The 18,732-nt window shown below is 46.4% G+C and carries 12 protein-coding genes; 1 reads left to right on the top strand and 11 read right to left on the bottom strand.

Features of this window, described 5'->3' with window-relative positions; translation table 11 throughout:
- Nucleotides 1-576: 576 nt before the first annotated feature.
- The 11 genes from KW548_20225 to KW548_20275 all read right to left on the bottom strand — a co-directional run bounded on the left by KW548_20225 (nt 577) and on the right by KW548_20275 (nt 16,866).
- The gene (locus tag KW548_20225) at nt 577-1,305 is read right to left on the bottom strand and encodes a transporter substrate-binding domain-containing protein (GenBank protein QXX09369.1); all 729 of its coding nucleotides are present in this window, start codon (nt 1,303-1,305) and stop codon (nt 577-579) included.
- A gap of 22 nt (nt 1,306-1,327) precedes the next feature.
- Nucleotides 1,328-2,863: a methyl-accepting chemotaxis protein gene (locus KW548_20230; GenBank protein ID QXX09370.1), complete on the bottom strand. Its 1,536-nt coding sequence runs from the start codon at nt 2,861-2,863 to the stop codon at nt 1,328-1,330.
- A 351-nt stretch (nt 2,864-3,214) separates the two neighbouring features.
- Nucleotides 3,215-3,730, bottom strand: coding sequence for a GNAT family N-acetyltransferase (locus tag KW548_20235; protein QXX09371.1), 516 nt, complete (start codon nt 3,728-3,730; stop codon nt 3,215-3,217).
- Nucleotides 3,730-4,326 (bottom strand): GNAT family N-acetyltransferase, encoded by a 597-nt coding sequence (locus KW548_20240; protein QXX09479.1) that lies wholly within the window; start codon nt 4,324-4,326, stop codon nt 3,730-3,732. The genes KW548_20235 and KW548_20240 overlap by 1 nt, the downstream gene beginning before the upstream one ends.
- Nucleotides 4,327-4,856: 530 nt before the next feature.
- Nucleotides 4,857-9,599 (bottom strand): OmpA family protein, encoded by a 4,743-nt coding sequence (locus KW548_20245; GenBank protein ID QXX09372.1) that lies wholly within the window; start codon nt 9,597-9,599, stop codon nt 4,857-4,859.
- The gene (locus KW548_20250; GenBank protein ID QXX09480.1) at nt 9,596-10,756 is read right to left on the bottom strand and encodes a Tricorn protease domain-containing protein; all 1,161 of its coding nucleotides are present in this window, start codon (nt 10,754-10,756) and stop codon (nt 9,596-9,598) included. The genes KW548_20245 and KW548_20250 overlap by 4 nt, the downstream gene beginning before the upstream one ends.
- Nucleotides 10,756-11,238, bottom strand: coding sequence for a hypothetical protein (locus KW548_20255; protein ID QXX09373.1), 483 nt, complete (start codon nt 11,236-11,238; stop codon nt 10,756-10,758). The genes KW548_20250 and KW548_20255 overlap by 1 nt, the downstream gene beginning before the upstream one ends.
- On the bottom strand, nt 11,235-12,407 hold the full coding sequence (locus KW548_20260; protein QXX09481.1) for a Tricorn protease domain-containing protein: 1,173 nt from the start codon (nt 12,405-12,407) through the stop codon (nt 11,235-11,237). Before KW548_20260 ends, KW548_20255 begins: the two co-directional genes overlap by 4 nt.
- A 158-nt stretch (nt 12,408-12,565) precedes the next feature.
- Nucleotides 12,566-13,741 carry a Tricorn protease domain-containing protein gene (locus tag KW548_20265; protein QXX09482.1) on the bottom strand — a complete coding sequence of 392 codons (1,176 nt, stop codon included), beginning with the start codon at nt 13,739-13,741 and terminating at the stop codon, nt 12,566-12,568.
- Nucleotides 13,742-13,899: 158 nt separating this feature from the next.
- Nucleotides 13,900-15,060 carry a Tricorn protease domain-containing protein gene (locus KW548_20270; protein ID QXX09483.1) on the bottom strand — a complete coding sequence of 387 codons (1,161 nt, stop codon included), beginning with the start codon at nt 15,058-15,060 and terminating at the stop codon, nt 13,900-13,902.
- A 36-nt stretch (nt 15,061-15,096) separates the two neighbouring features.
- The gene (locus KW548_20275; GenBank protein ID QXX09374.1) at nt 15,097-16,866 is read right to left on the bottom strand and encodes a hypothetical protein; all 1,770 of its coding nucleotides are present in this window, start codon (nt 16,864-16,866) and stop codon (nt 15,097-15,099) included.
- Between the two features lie 691 nt (nt 16,867-17,557).
- Between KW548_20275 and KW548_20280 the strand changes: the two genes are divergently transcribed.
- Entirely contained in the window at nt 17,558-18,598 is a 1,041-nt protein-coding gene (locus tag KW548_20280) for a hypothetical protein (GenBank protein QXX09375.1), read from the top strand.
- The last annotated feature ends 134 nt before the right edge of the window (nt 18,599-18,732 follow it).

The following is an 18,732-nucleotide window of genomic DNA, read 5'->3' on the forward strand; positions in this document are numbered from 1 at the left end:
CCCTGTAAAAAACCATGCTGTTAACGTGGTTTAATTGTTACACTTTGAAATACAATGTTACATTCTGGGCATTATGCTTAGATCGACAATCAAGCTCATCTGTCGAACTTGGAAACTAACCTTTCATTTATGAAATTGAACCGTGAGTTTGCAGCGGATTACATTCCACGACACCAATCACGTGCCACAGAAGAAAGCCATGATAACTAAGGGATAGATATAGGTTTGTCACTCAGCGGAAGGTAGGTTGATTGAATGGCCTTCACCACCTCAATCAGCGCGATCTAAAAGCCTCAAAATGTGATCAAAATCAAACAATGGAGATCACGTATTTTTTCAATGGTATTCATAAATAAAACAATTAATCGAACCGATCATTCCTTAGAGAAATAACTTTGACCCAACTGAAAGGCCAAACGAAATGAGTTCAGGTATTGAAGAGATAGTCAGCCCTTGCGTTTAGGCAAAAGTGACGGGGGAATTCGCAGACAATACGCCAGTTAAACCACCTCCCCTAACGCGGCGACTGAAAACAAAAAAGCCTCAGCAATGGCTGAGGCTTTAGCAAGCAAAACGTTACTTGATCCCATACTTGGCGAGAATCTTATCGAACGTACCGTTAGACTTAATTTCCGCTAAGCCCTTATTGAACGCATCGATTATCTCTGCATGTTTGGGGTTGGCTAAACCTGATGTGACATGCAATGGGTTGACCGAAAGCGCATTACTGGTGAACTCAAAATCATCGAGGTTCATACCCGCTCCAGACAAGGTGGACTTAGCCACCAGCTCATCTTCCAGCGTCAAATCGATCCGCTTCGCCATGAGTTTTTTTGCATTGGAGACTAAATCATTCGCTTCTGGTTTCTTGAAATTGGAAGCACCAAGAAAATCATCGCCATAACCGTAGTTACGAATGATGCCAACCGTTTTGCCAGATAGGCTATCCATACCATTGTATTCGAAGCCATCGCCTTTAAGTTTAATGAACTTCAGCGAGTTCTCCAAATAGGGATCGCTATAGTGCAGATAAGACGTCCTTTCGTTGGTAAACCATGTAGCGACTAACACATCCACACGCCCGCCTTTCACTTCATTAAGGGCACGCGTCCAAGGCATGATCTTAAAATCAACATCGTGGCCTTGAGATTTGAATGCCTCAGTAATGATCTCAACCGACACCCCGGGGCTGGCGCTATCTTTCTGCACAAAAGGCGCCCAAGGGTCCTGTGCTGCGGTAATCGTTGCCGTGTAGCCAGTCATTGAAAACAGGGCGGTAAAAGCCAGTAAAAGCAAATTTCTCATAACAAATCCTCTTTGAAACAACTTATGTGCGGAATTTCGCCATATGGCTGGCGATACTCTGACTTAAGCCCAGAACCTCTTCTGTTCTTTGTGCATTTTGGGTCGCGCCAGAAGAGACTTCATTGGTCGCTTCCGAGGCTTCTACAATCGCTTGGCTGATTTCCTCTACCGCCATTCTTTGTTCATCGGTTGCCTGAGAAATCTGTCCACTGCGGTCCGAGATAATCGTGATTAAACTCTGTACCTCACCAACCGAGCTTTGAGAAGCGCTCACCCGTGAAGCGGTAGACTCCAGCAAGGTCGCAATCCGAGTCAGTTCATCCTCAACCGATTTGGTTGCGACGCCTAACGCGGTAATGTTTTTTTGAATTTGCTCGGTAGACTGGCTGGTTTTCACTGCCAAGTTACGCACCTCATCCGCCACCACAGCGAATCCTCGTCCCTGTTCGCCAGCACGAGCCGCTTCAATGGCAGCATTCAATGCCAATAGGTTGGTTTGTTCAGAGATATCGTTGATCACGTTCAATACTGTTGTGATCTTGTCGCCTTCTTCAATCAATATGTGCATCTCTGCATTCACATGGTTCATTTCCTCACGCATATTGATGATGTCATTGGCTGAGTTTTCGATCGCCTCATTAACACTGGCGGCTAAACCTGTGGCCGCCTGTGCTTGATCGGCGGTTTCTGACGCCGTGTCAGCAACCGTAGCGACGGATTGGTTGAGCTCAGTAGCCGCGGCAGCAACAGTAGCAAGTTGATGTTCTTGAGATTTCAGCTTTTCGGCGTTGGAGCGTGCCGTTGCACCATTCGCCGATGCCGTCTCTCCTAACGCTTCTGAGGATTGATTGACATCTTGAACGATAACTCTCAAAGACTCGGTAAAACTATTGATGCCGTTGGTAATGGCGTCGAATTCTCGATATTTGGCCGGAGCAAGTTTATTGGTGAGATCACCATCTCCTGACGCTAAATCCTTGATCACGTCCGTTAACTGGGATATCGGCCTTAATACCGTAACCGTTAGCACTATGATGATGACGAAAGAGATAATGATATCCAGAACAAGCAACTCAATGATATTGGTTTGCAAAGAGTCCGCTAATTTGGCATCCATGGCGTGGGTATCGTAATAGACGGTGACTTCGCCGACACTGTTCTCTTCACCGTAATCGACAAACGTGAGAGGCGTCGTTTGGCTGTTTTCAGCGGTGTAAGCCTGCTTGTCGGTCACCTCAACCAGTTGTTTATCCTCGCCTTCTCCCTTCTGGGTGAGAAACAACAGCTCACTGCCTTGCGCATCAATGAGTTTGATCGCAGATATCTCGGGCAGATCCAATTCTGCCGACATCGCCACTTTTGCCGTATCTAAATCAAAATCCCATACCGCTTTAGGCAAGCTAATTGACATCCGTTGGCTCGTGTTTTGCACGTTAACTAACAGCTCTTGATGTAAATTACCTTTGAAATTTTGATATTTAATAAATGCTGAGACCAGCAATACCAGCGTCAAAGCGACAATAACTTGGACTAAAAATACTACCTTTAACCTTTTCAAAACGTGCCCCTTATGATTTTCGGCAGTTAATAAAAAAGTAGTAAGTGATTAATCAATTATCAAATTAAACTTTAAATGAGATGTTAATCACATTATTCCACATTTAAAGGACAACATTCTGTAAGGGTTGGACACCAGAACAGAAGAACTGACAAGCCTGATTATGCCTAGACTTACTTGTCAATGATCAGTTTGTCTAAATGAATAGCGACTGACTTCAATCAGGTTGCTATCAGGGTCAAGAAATAAACCGAGGCTTGAATATCTGAGACAGTAAGAACAATGTGGTCAATATGGCTAATCATCTAACCTCCTTATCTAATCCTACCCTGACTGAATACAATCACTGAGCTATACCAATGAACGGTAGACACAAACCTTACGTTGTTCACCGTGTATCTCAACCGTCCGGTCTTCGCGGTACTCAATCCCCAGTTTTTCAATTACAGATTTTGAACGCTGGTTACAGACTAAATGCTGAACTTCAATCTCGACCAGATTCAGGTGCTGTTTGGCATACTCAATTAAGGCTTGGGAGGCTTCAAACGCAATGCCTTTGCCCCAATAAGGTGTGCCTAACCAATAACCGAGAATGCCAACCCCTTGTCTGAGTGTTGGAAGGCTGACAGCACCGATGATGTCATCACACCCTTTGATCGTGATGGCAAAAACCACGGCCGTTTGCTCGGCAAAATGATGACAATGGGTCTTAATCCATTCCACTGCCATATTCGATTCGTAAGGGTGAGGAATATTCGCCGTCATCTCAGCGATGACTTTTTCTCCCGCTAATAGCGCAACCCTCTCGCTGTCTGATAAACGAAAGGGTCTTAGGACTAATCTGTGTGTTTCTATATTAGGTTGCATTACATACCTTGGTTTACAGTGTAAAAATGGCCAGTGTGAAGCGATTGATCACCAAGCCCTACTTGAGTGTTAAGAGTCATAGTGAGCTCAGAAATAGACTCTTGATCAATTCGATAATAATCCGTCATTTCGCCAACAATTTGAAAGCCATGTTTGAGATAAAGATTTTTGGCGGCAAGATTGACTGATAGCACATTTAAATCAAGCCACATGATCTGCTCGTGGTGCTGACAAAACTCAAGCACAGATTGGATTAATCGACTGCCGAGTCCCATTTTTCGGCACTCTTTCTCTACGCCCATCCCGAGCCTAACCCGATGGGAGCAATACGCTTCCATATAGCGTCGAAGGTCAATGTGGCCGCAAATCTTCCCCTGTGCGTCTTTCGCGAGCCACAGTGGCCTCCACCCAATATCTGAAAACTCAGCACTCACTCCGTCGATAAACTTCTGCTGTGTTTGAGTCGCAATGGTCGTGTTATTACGAGATAGAGGTTGAAAAAGTGGCGTGCCATTGACACCGTTTTCTCTAAGTTGACGTTCAAGGTAAGTAAAAAAATCAGGTAAGTCAGCCGTTTCAGCCTGAACAATGGATATCTGCATCTGGTTATTTTTCGCAAGTAAGTCGGTTACAGCTTCAGTTTGAAGCCCTCTTGGCTGGGTATAAAACCCAGTTTTTGATTATTTCTCTAGCTCTCTATTCCTCTAACTCTCTAGTTCTCTAGTTCTTTCGCAATGCGTTCTAGCTTCACTAACTCCCAAAGCGACACACTGGTGACCAGTTCGATCGAATCATCTTCCTCTCAACATGAATTAACGGACGAGCTAAGGTTAAGCGACATTATCAGACGCTATGCAACAACACGAGTTCGTTGAGTTAAAAACGTGCCTCAGGTAGGAAGACTTATTGATGAACACGGTCAGCCTAAGGTGATCAAAGCCTGTGACAGGGAGTGTCTAAGCCGAAGAAAAAGCATGACTATCGTAGCGCGAATAAGCCAGAACAGCGGTTGAAGTCAGAAGTTCTTTGGTGTGTGTCCTCAAATAAAACTTCCTCAAATAAAACTTAGAAAAAAGCCATTTCTTCGCAGAAATGGCTTTAGGCTAACTCACCAACCCGCTCTGGGTTAGTTTGGGTCGTCCAACGATTTTTCTAGTGGTTTAGGCGCTAGTACCAGGGTGGGTTGCTTCTCAATCCAATCCCTGACCCACTTCTTACGCTTGTCTTGATCGTATTTCTTCCATGTTTCTGCCGCCGACTTATCGACGCCATCACTGCAAGAGTCTTTGGTCACCAACCACGGCATGTCGCCAAAATAGTGATCATGGGCCGTCCGGCTCTCGGTAAGAGAAGGAACACAAATCACCAAATCGCGGTGTTTATCGTAATCTTCGCCTCCGACTAAACCGACCTGTTTAAGGTGAGCCACCGACAGCTCAGGAGAGCCACTATCATAGATAGAGTTGCTCGGTTGAATCACTTGACCAAACGGCCTTAAACCCTTGAGATTAAGCCCAGTGGGAGAAACATACCCAAGCTCGAAACGCATGCAATACACCACATAGTCTTTACCCCGAGACAAGTCATTCTCTGCCTTTAAGCGCTTAATAGCTTGATCTAAAAACCCTTGCAGAGAAGGCATCTCGTTAAGGCTATCCACTTCGGCTGAGGCGCTAAATGACCACTGACCCGCATGGTGTGTAAACCCTCCAACATGATGCATCTTGGTAAAATAGATCGGCCCTTTCACCTTCTCATCATAACCATCGAGCTCCAATTGCATGCACATATTCACCGATTTCCAATCCATCTCGATGCGTTCGTAGGTGTCTTTTTCATGGTTTTCACCCAACAGCAGCATGTAGATTGAGGCTGGATCTTCTTTACCTCGATTTCCCCACCTGAATCCATCACGCATAATATTGTCGGCGGATTGATACCACTTAGGCTGATTGAAAAAGTTCAACCCAGAGACTTGGGTTTCGATAGCCACCACTTGCTGTTTAATGCCATGAAGCACAGGGATAGTATTTTTGCTGCCTTCTTCACTGCGCAGAGTAAAACTTTCTAGCAGCAAATCCCTTTCACGTAGCTTGAGGTACCTGTCACCGACATAGGTTTGCAGCAAGACATATTTGTCCTCTGTGGTAAGCACACCCACCTGCATTTCGTTGTCTTCCTTGTTCGCTTCGCCTTGCTCAAAAACCAGAGGAAGATAAAACGCACTCTTGCCATCTTTTTGTCTGATTGCCATAGAGTAACGCATATTTCTGAAACCACCCGCCGCCACATAGCGGGTAAAGGAATCGGAATCACCGTAGCTATTCGCGGCGTCATAACCCGAAGCCGCATAGGCTGTCAGCGTATCGGTCAACAACAATCGCGCTTTTGATGTGATGGGTTTTAGCCCATCAAGCATCACTTCGCCAAAGCGATAACAAGGCGTATGCTCTATCGCAATAAGCACCCCGTCATCATCGAGATTTTGATCACGATAATAGCGTTTAATCTCTGCATTCAGCTCAAAGTCACTGGCCTTCATCGGCAACATCCAATCACTGAACGCAGGGCCCTGAATATTATAGCCGTCGACCCTATCGTAACCTATGGTCACCATACTCGGCGTATCGTATTCCGATTTGAGTATTATCTGCACTTTGACTTTGTCGTATGGGCCAATATGCGCATGCTCGGCTTGTTGAATCCAATCCTGATAGGTTAACCACGCAGGCTTATCTTGTGGTGTTTTAGCCGCCGATTGAATCAATACTCGACAGTAACCGATAGCCTCTTGCTTCAATTCATACACTTGCGGGTTAAACGACTGAGAAAAGTGTTTAAACAAAGACTCTTCAGCATGGTCGTAAAGGGTGGTTTGCACCGGGAACACACGGTTGAAAGCCCCCGAGGCTTTTGAATCACTGGCTAAGGGGTGATAACTGTAGGGCTGAAAGCCCGCTACAGAGTTGCTGCGCCTTGGCAGTGGCATACCTCTGCTGCCATCGGGCATATTCTTGAGCAGTTTATCATAGTACTCATCGTCACAACGATTTTTCCAGTCGGCCGCCAAGGTGGTGCCCTTGATGGTGTTCACCGACCAATTGTCGCTAAGTATATAGTGCTCGATGTATTGCTGAACTTGGTATCGTTCAACCAAGTTTTCAAAGCTTTCGTCAGAACGGTGCTTCGCTTTCACCCCGAGATCGGCCAAGAGTAATATCAAGCCGTTCATCGCCAATGCTCTGAGTTGGTAGCGTTTCAACAACTCTTTCTGTGCCTTCTCACTATCAAGGTAGGCAACCAACTCTTTATAAGTGTGACAGGTGAACTCTAGGTCAATATTGGTGTTGCGCAGCTTTGCCAACAACTCCATATGAATCTTAGACAAACGCTCTAACTCTCGAACCACATCGTGCTTTTGGTTGAGATCGGTAAAGAAAGAATCTAAAAAGGCATTGTCGATGAACTTAATCGCCGAGGTCAGTGCCTTATTGGCTTCTGTAATTAACAAAACGCCTCGCGCAACGGGAGCAATAACGGGAAGGTAAGAAGCGACATCAACAACCCCTTCAAAGATTGCCTTGCGCAACTCAACTTCGGCTTTGTCTTCGGCCGTCATGGCGGTTTCCACCGCCAACCGAGAGCGCTCCATCGCTTGTGAACCATAACGGCTCGGGTGAAACACCACATCCAATGATGACATATAGATGCGAATCTCTACGCGACGGTTTTGGCGCAGATTAGGGTTATTGCGATCGATGCTTTCGCCTTTTTTCGGGATATAGATAGGCTCACTCTCACCAAACACAGCCAGAGAAATCCTATCTTTAAACACATCGGATTTCTCCAGTAGCTGCTTGGCATAATTAGCCCGCTCCGCCGCGACCTTCATATTGGCTTCTTCGCTGTCAACCTGACAGGCGTGGCCTTCAATTTCAACCCTTAAGTTAGATTCACTTTCCAGCACCTCAGCCAAGGCGCTGGCGAGCTCAACAAACACCGGCTCATTGTGTTCAAGCTCACTTTTTCGGGAGTTAAAACTAAACTCAATTTTAATCCCTGCACCACGACGGTTATTGACCATGGTCGCGGCAATGTCACTGTTGCCCGCTCTGGCTTTTTCCAGCGCTTGCTCGATCTTTTGTTGCTGATAGTCGCGGCTGGTGTTCCAAACAGGGATCTTGTCCAAATAGTCATAAGCGACTTCGCCTATGTCTTGCTTGGTCTCTTTGGCCTTTTGCGCCATTTCAACAACCGTTTTGCCCTTGGTGTACAAATCAGCAACGCTGCCTATGGTCCCTATCACGTTAAGGCCTAATGTGGCTCCGCCACTCAACCAAGCCTCTACGACTCGACCAGCGACCACGCGTCGCGCACCCAGCCGAGATTCAATCGCCGACGATAAGCCTTGTGCCAAGGCGGTTTGTTGATCAAACACCTTAGCGGTAAACAGGGCTTTCAACCCCACATTGGCAGTGGCGGGGTTTTGCAAACTGCGTAAGTTATCTAACGCCTCTTTGGTACTGTAGACACCATAATAGAGCTCACCAGCCGCTTGCATTGCCTCGGGCAGCTCCGATTTGACCGCGTTCCAATACAGCTTGGAGACATTGTTCAGTACCGCTTGTCTTCCGTCCTCGCCTAAGGTTTGTTGCAAACTGCCGCTCATTAACCCCGCGCCGAGCTCCACCGATGCATCGCGAATGTCTTTAAGCAGGGCTATACTGCGCGCCGCTGGGGTGGTGGCCGCTTGGCCTTGTGTGTTACCCGTTAGGTAGTGCTTCATATGGGTAAAGTACTGCGGGTACTGATACATCAGCGACTCTTCAAGAGAGATCATATCACCGCTCACAATGGCAAACTGACCTAGAGGGGTTTGGGAAGAAAAGGTGATTTTTTCACGCAGTTCGTATTGGTAACCCGTGTTTAAACCAAACTGTTTTTCTTCGATGTTAGCTGTTTTGATAAAATCAGGGATTTCTTTCATCAAGTTAGGGTTAAACTCTACTCGAATACTGTATAAGCCTTCGTCAAACTCAGCCGGGTCTAGATGAAATAGGGCGCACGGGTATTGTTTTTCATCTTCTGCCAGTTCATTTTTCGGCAGCGCCGCTTGGACACTCGGACCGATTGGCACATATTCCCCCACTTCGGTGCCCGCTTGTTTGGTAACCTGAAACTTATACAGGCTGACGAGAGCACCCGCGTAGCCTTTATCTGAAAACACCACCGCGCAACTGGCGACCACAGGTAAAACAAACCCTTCAAGCGGCTCGCTTACTGTTTGGTGCCAGGCATTGTAGGCTTGCTGATCGGCCGTGAGTTGGCCGCTGGCATCGCGGCTATAGGGCGGTGCAAGCTGAGCTGGGCTAATCGTGGTTAGAGTCAGTTCGGCCTCACTGTTACCTAATGCATTGCCCAACTGAGTGATTTTGTCGTTGAGCTGTTTGGTGCTTAAATCTGCCAGTGAAGCGAGCAGTGGCAGCGGCGGAAAGCGAAAGCGATATTGGCGTTTTTCGCTCTTAGCGATCGGGGAACCTAGCACATGAATCGGTGATTCGGGTTTGAGCGCTTCATATACCCCGTGCTCATCGGGCTGACCATGGTTAATTTGGCTGAGTTTAAAGTCATGCCGCGTGGCCCAAAGCTCGGGCTTATCACTATCGGTGACATTTAACAGCGGCACCCGAGCCAGTGGGCGCACATTGGTGATCTCTTGGTTCTCAATTAAGCTGGTTTCAGCATGCCAATTAGGGTAAGAGATTTTTTCATCTTTCCCACTTTGGCTTCGAGTAGCAGGAAAGTAGACGCCAAATAAATAGTAATTGGCTGGCAATGGGATGGCTTTATCGACTGGAGAAGTGCTCATAATGTCTCTCCTTTAATAAAATCACCATTATTGGCAAAGGCGTTATACAGAGAAGAGCCTTGAGCTAAATGACCTGTACCAATCTGTTTCCAAACCTTATATTCATCAAGCTGGTGTTGGCTATTTAATTTAAAAAGAAATACTCGCGCTGCGCCGCCACTGCGCGCGTAGTTACCATTTTTGCTAATCACTTCTAGCATTTCAAACTTGCCAATCACATTGCCATCTTTGATCTCTGATTGAAACGTCTGATTTTCCACATCAATTAAATAGCGATGTTTACGTGTTTCAGCCCAAACATAACGACCTGTAGGGCTAATCCCACGCTTACGAAAACGAGCCTCTTCAACGCTGCTGGTCTCATCTGGAATCACACCATATAACCTTTTGTCGGTGGTTTCATCGTATACGCCGACCCCCAAATCCGACGCAATAATGCGTTTACCATTGTAGATAACCGAATCTTCATTAAACTCAGTGTCGACTCGCTGCTTTTCGCCGCTGCTTAAGGTGTATCTCCAGTCTTTAAATTGGTCGACATAGTAGAGGTAGCTGCTGTCTTCAGCCCATAAAAATTCCGGATAGCCCCGTGAGCGGCCCAGCTCAATATATTCGCCGGTTTGCAAATCTTTAATCACCTTAAACATGCCCTCTTCGGCTGAATAAGCCAGCGCGAGATAACGATTATTGGGTGACATTCGCACCAAGCGAACCTTGCCATTAAATTCATCGGCGACCAAACGCAGATCGGTGCCATCGGTTTTAATGCTCCACACTTTATCGCGTTGCTCATTAAAATCATCAGAAGAGTAAGTACCATTATCCCAGTAGAACACCACTCGCGGTAGATCGTACGAGTCTTGGTTATTGAGATCTTCTCGGGGCCACTCTTTGGCCTTAAAAACAAAGTACTTAGGTTTCCCTGTGTCTGGATCGTAAGTAACATAGTTATGCTCTGTGATATACACCCGACCATCGTCCCACTGCTGGGCATTTTTGGCCGCGATCCGCTCTTCTACCGTTTGCGGTGGCGCAGCAACAGACTGCGGGTTTTGTGGTGGTTCGACGCTGGCCGTTGGCTTGGGCTGCGTTTCTTGCCACTTGCACCCTGCCAGTAAAACCAACCCCAGCAAGGGTAAGATTGAATGCGCTTTCATCATCGCCTCGTATTTATCGATATAAAAAGTGTATTGGTTTGCCAGTATGGGCAAAATAAACGGGGGATAGGGCCCAGAAAGCGGCGCCTTTCCCCGTTGGTGCTGCGAATTGCAGGAAAATGAATGCCAAATATTTCGCTCTTAGCGATCGGGGAACCTAGCACATGGATCGGTGATTCGGGTTTGAGCGCTTCATATACCCCGTGCTCATCGGGCTGACCATGGTTAATTTGGCTGAGTTTAAAGTCATGCCGCGTGGCCCAAAGCTCGGGCTTATCACTATCGGTGACATTTAATAGCGGCACCCGAGCCAGCGGGCGCACATTGGTGATCTCTTGGTTTTCAATTAGGCTGGTTTCAGTATGCCATTTAGGGTACACCGTATTCTTGGTTTTTTGGTCTAGCTCCCCTTTAAAATAGACACCAAATAGATAGTAATTGGCTGGCAATGGGATGGCTTTATCGACTGGAGAAGTGCTCATAATGTCTCTCCTTTAATAAAATCACCATTATTGACAAAGGCGTTATACAAAGAAGAGCCTTGAGCTAAGTGACCTGTACCAATCTGTTTCCAAACCTTATATTCATCAAGCTGGTGTTGGCTATTTAACTTAAAAAGAAATACTCGCGCTGCGCCGCCACTGCGCGCGTAGTTGCCATTTTTGCTAATCACCTCTAGCATTTCAAACTTGCCAATCACATTGCCATCTTTGACCTCTGATTGAAACGTTCGATTTTCGACATCAATTAAAAAACGGTATTTTCGGCTCTCACCCCAGACATATTTACCTGTCGGACTGATACCTCTCTTGTGGAACTCATAATCTTGAAGATTATCTTCGTCTGCGTTAACTCCAACGCCAAATAGAAATTGGTCTTTGGCTTCATCATAGACAGCCACACCAAAATCATTGGCCACCACGCGTCGACCATTATAAATCGTCGCGTACTCATTAAACTTGGTATCCACCTGCTGCTTTTCACCACTGCTTAAAGTGTATTTCCAGTCCTTAAATTTATCGACATAGTAGAGGTAGCTGCTGTCTTCGGCCCATAAAAATTCTGGATAGCCCCGTGAGCGGCCTAGCTCAATATATTCACCGGTTTGCAAATCTTTAATCACCTTAAACATGCCTTCTTCGGCTGAATAAGCCAGCGCGAGATAACGGTTATTGGGTGACATTCGCACCAAGCGAACCTTGCCATTAAATTCATCGGCGACCAAACGCAGATCGGTACCATCGGTTTTAATGCTCCACACTTTATCGCGTTGCTCATTAAAATCATCAGAAGAGTAAGTACCATTATCCCAGTAGAACACCACTCGCGGTAGATCGTACGAGTCTTGGTTATTGAGATTTTCTCGGGGCCACTCTTTGGCCTTAAAAACAAAGTACTTAGGTTTCCCTGTGTCTGGATCGTAAGTAACGTAGTTATGCTCTGTGATATACACCCGACCATCGTCCCATTGCTGGGCATTTTTGGCCGCTATCCGCTCTTCTACCGTTTGCGGTGGCGCAACAACAGACTGCGGGTTTTGTGGTGGTTCGACGCTGGCCGTTGGCTTGGGCTGCGTTTCTTGCCACTTGCACCCTGCCAGTAAAACCAACCCCAGCAAGGGTAAGATTGAATGCTTGATGTTTGAATACAACCGCGTTATCGCGTGATCAGCAGGGGCCGAGTGAGCGGGAGATACAGAGTCAGTAGGCGGTTTGTTTTTCCCGCTGTGGCTTCGAGTCGCGGCAATATAAACGCCACCTAAGGCGTTATGGGTTGGCACTGGCATCGCTTTATCGACTGGAGAAGTGTTCATAACGCCCCTCCTTTAATAAAATCGCCATTATTGGCAAAGGCATTATAAAGGGAAGAACCAGTTGCACTTTGGCCTGTGCCACCCGTTTGCTTCCAAACCTTATATTCGTCAAGCTGGTGTTGGCTATTTAACTTAAAAAGAAATACTCGCGCTGCGCCGCCGCTACGCGCGTAGTTGCCATTTTTGCTAATCAGTGCCAGTTTTTCAAACTTGCCAATCACGTTTCCATCCTTGACCTCTGATTGAAACGTTTGATTTTCGACATCAATGAAAAAACGGTATTTTCGGCTCTCACCCCAGACATATTTACCTGTCGGACTGATACCTCTCTTGTGGAACTCGTAATCTTGAAGATTATCTTCGTCCGCGTTGACTCCAACACTAAATAGAAATTGGTCTTTGGCTTCATCATAGACAGCCACACCAAAATCATTGGCCACCACGCGTCGACCATTATAAATAATGGCGTATTCATTAAAGTCGGTATCGACTTGCTGCTTTTCACCACTGCTTAAGGTGTATTTCCAATCTTTAAATTGGTCGACATAGTAGAGGTAGCTGCTGTCTTCGGCCCATAAAAACTCCGGATAGCCCCGTGAGCGGCCTAGCTCAATATATTCGCCAGTTTGCAAATCTTTAATCACCTTAAACATGCCCTCTTCAGCTGAATAAGCCAGCGCGAGATAACGATTATTGGGTGATATACGCATTAAGCGAACCCTGCCATTAAACTCATCGGCGACCAAACGCAGATCGGTGCCATCGGTTTTAATGCTCCATACTTTATCGCGCTGGTCATAGTGATCTTTTGCTACATTGCGTCCATTGTCCCAGCGGAATACCACACGCGGTAGATCGTACGAGTCTGGGTTATTGAGATCTTCTCGGGGCCACTCTTTAGCCTTGTAGATAGCGTAACTTGGTTTCCCTGTGTCTGGATCGTAAGTAACGTAGTTATGCTCTGTGATATACACCCGACCATCTTCCCATTGCTGGGCATTTTTGGCCGCGATCCGCTCTTCTACCGTTTGCGGTGGCGCAGCAACAGACTGCGGGTTTTGTGGTGGTTCGACGCTGGCCGTTGGCTTGGGCTGCGTTTCTTGCCACTTGCACCCTGCCAGTAAAACCAACCCCAGCAAGGGTAAGAGTGAATGCTTGATGTTTGAATACAACCGCGTTAAAGCGTGATCAGCAGGGGCCGAGTGAGCGGGAGATACAGAGTCAGTAGGCGGTTTGTTTTTCCCGCTGTGGCTTCGAATCGCGGCAATATAAACGCCACCTAAGGCGTCATGGGTTGGCACTGGCATCGCTTTATCGACTGGAGAAGTGTTCATAACGCCCCTCCTTTAACAAAGTCACCATTATTGGCAAAGGCGTTATATAACCATGACTTGGTGGCACTATGACCTGTGCCTATCTGGTTCCAAACCTTATACTCATCAAGCTGCTGTTGGCTATTTAGCTTAAAAAGAAATACTCGCGCTGCGCCGCCACTGCGCGCGTAGTTGCCATTTTTGCTAATCACTTCTAGCATTTCAAACTTACCGATCACATTGCCATCTTTGACCTCTGATTGAAACGTTCGATTTTCCACATCAATTAAATAGCGATATTTACGTGTTTCAGCCCAGACATAACGACCTGTGGGGCTAATACTTCTTTTTCGAAAACGAGCATCTTCAACGCTGCTAGTGTCATCAGGACTCACACCATAAAGCCTTTTATTGGTGGCTTCATCGTATACGCCGACCCCTAAATCCGAAGCAATAATGCGCTTACCATTATAGATAACCGAATCTTCATTAAACTTGATATCGACTTGCTGCTTTTCACCGCTGCTTAAGGTGTATTTCCAGTCTTTAAATTGGTCGACATAGTAGAGGTAGCTGCTGTCTTCGGCCCATAAAAATTCTGGATAGCCCCGTGAGCGGCCCAGCTCAATATATTCGCCGGTTTGCAAATCTTTAATCACCTTAAACATGCCCTCTTCGGCTGAATAAGCCAGCGCGAGATAGCGGTTATTGGGTGATATACGCATTAAGCGAACCTTGCCATTAAATTCATCGGCCACCAAACGCAGATCGGTACCATCGGTTTTTATACTCCACACTTTATCGCGCCGCTCATAAAGATCTTTTGAAACATTGCTGCCATTGTCCCAGCGGAATACCACTCGCGGTAGATCGTACGAGTCTTGGTTGTTGAGATCTTCTCTGGGCCACTCTTTGGCCTTGTAAATAGCGTAACTTGGTTTCCCTGTGTCTGGATCGTAAGTAACGTAGTTATGCTCTGTGATATACACCCGACCATCGTCCCATTGCTGGGCATTTTTGGCCGCGATCCGCTCTTCTACCGTTTGCGGTGGCGCAGCAACAGACTGCGGGTTTTGTGGTGGTTCGACACTGGCCGTTGGCTTGGGCTGCGTCTCTTGCCACTTGCACCCTGCCAGTAAAACCAACCCCAGCAAGGGTAAGAGTGAATGCGCTTTCATCATCGCCTCTTTATGGTTGTTGCCCGCGCCCATGCATTATGATTCCTCGGCCAACGCCACATCAGATTGAGATGCCAACAAGTCACTCAACGTTTTGTTACTGAAGATCTCCGTTTGGTTGTTGCGCTTATGGCGGCTTTGTCCGAGATACACTCGCACTAAATCGACATTTTTCACCTCAGCAGGCCAACCTGAAAACTGGATAGAGCGAATCCCTTTTTGGTGGGCGACACAATCTTTTAAGTAGTGGCGCTGACACCAATCACCTTGGGTATCTCGTAACTCAAAGTAGTCGTCAAGCTCATCCACCGTCGTATCAATTGGATAAGTGAAGGTTAACTTGGGCTTTGGTCCATTGATATAAGTCCCTGCTATCGTTTTATCTACCTGATTGGCCAGCACTAAATATCGCCTGATTTGCTCTTGCGACACTTCAGGCATCACTAAGGCTCTTGTCACGCCCTCTGATTGTTTAAAACTTTGCGTACTGCTGTAGTGTTCGATATCGGTCAGTTCGGTCGCTTGACTTGGGTCCGACTCAAAGGCGGCCAACTGCTGTAGGCTCAGTTGGGATTCGCTGTAGTAGAGTGACACGCTCTGTTGTTCGCCAAGAATTTTGTAAGGTATCCAAATATGCGGTAAAGGGTGCCCTTCGGCTTCACGGTAGTTCGGGGTTGCCCCAGTGAATGGGCTGGGTTTGGTTGCCACTTTTACCACTACCTGAGGGTCAAAATCGGTCAGCACCACTTCAATCTCTTCTTGAATGATATTGAAGACACGCGCTTCACCGACATCATTAAGCCTTCCCTTATAAATCACGCTGCCATTGACACGGACTTGAAACGGCTCGTAGCAGTACGGGCTGCCTGTTTCTGGATGAGTAAGACGAATATCGGCGTGTCGTTTCGGTTTCTGTTCCCCTGGCTTGGCATAACGGTAATAGTCAACATCGATATCTAAGAAATAGCCACTGTCATTAATCTCTAATTCGCGCCAAATCTTATCTTTCCACAGCACGTAAATGTAACCCTTCATATGCCGTGCAGCGGATTTTTCCGACTTTTCATCCGTGATAAAATGCATCGGCACCACAGGCACCAAGACATTGTCCCATTCGTCCTTCTCGACGCTGCTATCCACAGGCTCGACACCTTTTGCCAGTAACAGCTTGAGTGGTTGCGGTAAGCCGCGCATCGGCAAGGCCAAATACAGGTTCCTTGGACTTTCATCGAGAGCATCAAACACGGAAAGGCTGCGATGGCGATTGTGAGGGTCTTGCTTCGGTTTGGCGGTTTTTCGATAATGAAACTCTGTCTTAGACAACATCAGGTACGCGGCATGATTTGGCAGCTGTCCGGCAACCTCAACCACAATCTTTTTGTCTGGAGAAGGTTCAACTGGGGTCACCTTAGGATTGGGGGCCAAATAAACATCGTCGCTGACAGCATCGTAGTTGGCTTTAAGGAATTTCTTGGCTGGTTTCGCCGCCAGCGCTTCAATACGCTTCTTGAGCATAGGGTAAGCGATCAGTTCAGCTTCTGAGAGCGGGTGTTGTCGCCTAAATGTTGAGAGCGCCAACCAGTCGGCACGCGCGAGGTGCTGTTTAATATGTTCCAGTAGGCGGTAGTTGTCTTTATGAGCCGATTGAGGGATAGCATCAGACAGGGGCTTAGGTAGTGCTGCGAGTAAGTCCTTTGGATTGTGGGCACGCGACAGCTGCCCGATGCATTCATCTGGCGAGAGTAAGTAGTCCAGCATGTCACGAGAAGCCGTGTATGCCGGCACAAATTTGCAAACCAATAACATGTGAGTCCTCCACAACCCTTAATGTTTTTTAAAGCGGTAGCCAATAAACCTGAGGTTTATATAAGGATTTGGTGAACGATAAACTAATGACTCTCTGGTTAAAATTCAACCACATAAAGGCAAGTAAGTTATAATGCACAGTAAAATGGTTAGAAGCACTATGATTAATGGCGATTTTGCTGGTAAATGCGCGCTCGCCGCAGTGTATTTTAGTGGCATGCGTTCGGTGCTCGCGAAGCGAGATAACGGTAGAGCTGACCATTGAGCTAGATAGAAAGGCACGCTAGCATCGATAATACCTCTTATGTCACTGGCAAACAGTGAGACAAATTCACTTATTCCTCATCCACTTATGCTGCGTACCTTTGCCTACCTTAATCATCGATGCAATGTCTACTTTTAAGTAAACAAGCTCATATTCTAGGTTCAAATTTCATTCACAAAATACTTATATTGATCTCACTATTGAGCTACATTCAACTAGAAGCTATGAAATTTGACTAATTTGCTCGCACTATATCTTGTTAGCAATCGGTATTGAGAAGTTCATTGGCTGTATTAAACAGCACATTAACGCACTGGCTGCATTTAACAGTGCAAAGTTAACGGGCTACAAATCAACAACAAAAATACGGCACTTTTAAGATGGTATAAACGTAAAGACGCGACAACAATTGGGGGAGAGGAACCAATGTATAAAAATGATGCAATTGCGAGTCTAAAACAATACAACAAACTGGACGAGGTTGACGTAGAACCCGGAGACGTACTGATATTTAAAGTCTTTCCCGGGTGGGCATTTGGTAAAATCGAACTCGGAATTACATGGGGACAAAAACTTCTTCATAAAAAATCAGCGGACGAGAAATTTGGCATAAAATTAAGAGGTTCATCATCGTCTGAGCATGCCGCCATTGGTTTGGAAAATGACACGGTCGCTGAGGCTTGTGCAGAAGTGCATGAGGTTCATGAAATAGAAAATAACCCAGCGATTGTATTTAAATGTAAAAACAAAGAATTGGCTAAAGGAGCGGTGGCGGTATCCAAGGCGTTATGTCGAATCGAGGTCGACACCAGACCCAAAGGTAGGACCATTCATAATGGGTATTATGATATGGATGGAGCCAAAAAATCTTTGTTCAAACAAAGAGAATTTAAGTCAACGACCAATCAGTTTATCGAAGAAATTGTCGATTTCGTTTATGGTACCAGCAATACAATCCCTAACATGTTTTGTTCACAGCTCGCTGTCGCCGCCTATGAGGGTGCCTCTGTTGCCATATATGGAAAAACGTGTTTCGGCTCAGATCCTCGAGGCGTCACCCCGAAATATTTGGAACACCTACTGAACACCAACGGGAATTTTTATCTCGCAGGAAAGCTGAAAATCCCTCCTCTGATCCTCCACACTCATAAGGTGATAAAAAAATATGAGCATGCAAAGAAGTGGAAGCAAAGTGAAGCGTCTAAAGAGCTGATCGAAGCTCTAGAAGCAGCATGGAGTTTGCAGGGAGACGAAAGAGGAACCGGTTACGGCCTACTCCTCGATATTTATGAGCGCTATTTCGGACTGAATGTAAAGCCAGAGTATCGGGATGACATGCTCGAACTGTCTGATGAATATCTAGATCAGTGTCCTGCAATGAAAGCAATGGGTATGAAACCAAAAAGAAGCGGCCGCTTATACAAAATGGTGTTTAAAGAGATTGCTCCGTTAAAATACTTTTTATGATACCAGTGATGGTTGGGCGCTAAAGCGGTTCTGACCTACAAAGTAACAGGTAATGCGTAACCCTCAGTGGGTTACGCATTTTTTTAGCGGCTTTAACAAGCAGCCTGAGTTCGCCATTGGTCACACTAACCTAG

The organism is Vibrio neptunius (assembly GCA_019339365.1).
GTDB classification, from domain to species: domain Bacteria; phylum Pseudomonadota; class Gammaproteobacteria; order Enterobacterales; family Vibrionaceae; genus Vibrio; species Vibrio neptunius.

What these genes read in the sequence shown, in the direction of transcription:
- KW548_20225 (QXX09369.1), bottom strand. Translation starts at nt 1,305, where the DNA reads ATGAGAAATTTGCTTTTACTGGCTTTTACCGCCCTGTTTTCAATGACT.
- KW548_20235 (QXX09371.1), bottom strand. Translation starts at nt 3,730, where the DNA reads ATGCAACCTAATATAGAAACACACAGATTAGTCCTAAGACCCTTTCGT.
- KW548_20245 (QXX09372.1), bottom strand. Translation starts at nt 9,599, where the DNA reads ATGAGCACTTCTCCAGTCGATAAAGCCATCCCATTGCCAGCCAATTAC.
- KW548_20250 (QXX09480.1), bottom strand. Translation starts at nt 10,756, where the DNA reads ATGAAAGCGCATTCAATCTTACCCTTGCTGGGGTTGGTTTTACTGGCA.
- KW548_20255 (QXX09373.1), bottom strand. Translation starts at nt 11,238, where the DNA reads ATGAGCACTTCTCCAGTCGATAAAGCCATCCCATTGCCAGCCAATTAC.
- KW548_20270 (QXX09483.1), bottom strand. Translation starts at nt 15,060, where the DNA reads ATGAAAGCGCATTCACTCTTACCCTTGCTGGGGTTGGTTTTACTGGCA.
- KW548_20275 (QXX09374.1), bottom strand. Translation starts at nt 16,866, where the DNA reads ATGTTATTGGTTTGCAAATTTGTGCCGGCATACACGGCTTCTCGTGAC.
- KW548_20280 (QXX09375.1), top strand. Translation starts at nt 17,558, where the DNA reads ATGTATAAAAATGATGCAATTGCGAGTCTAAAACAATACAACAAACTG.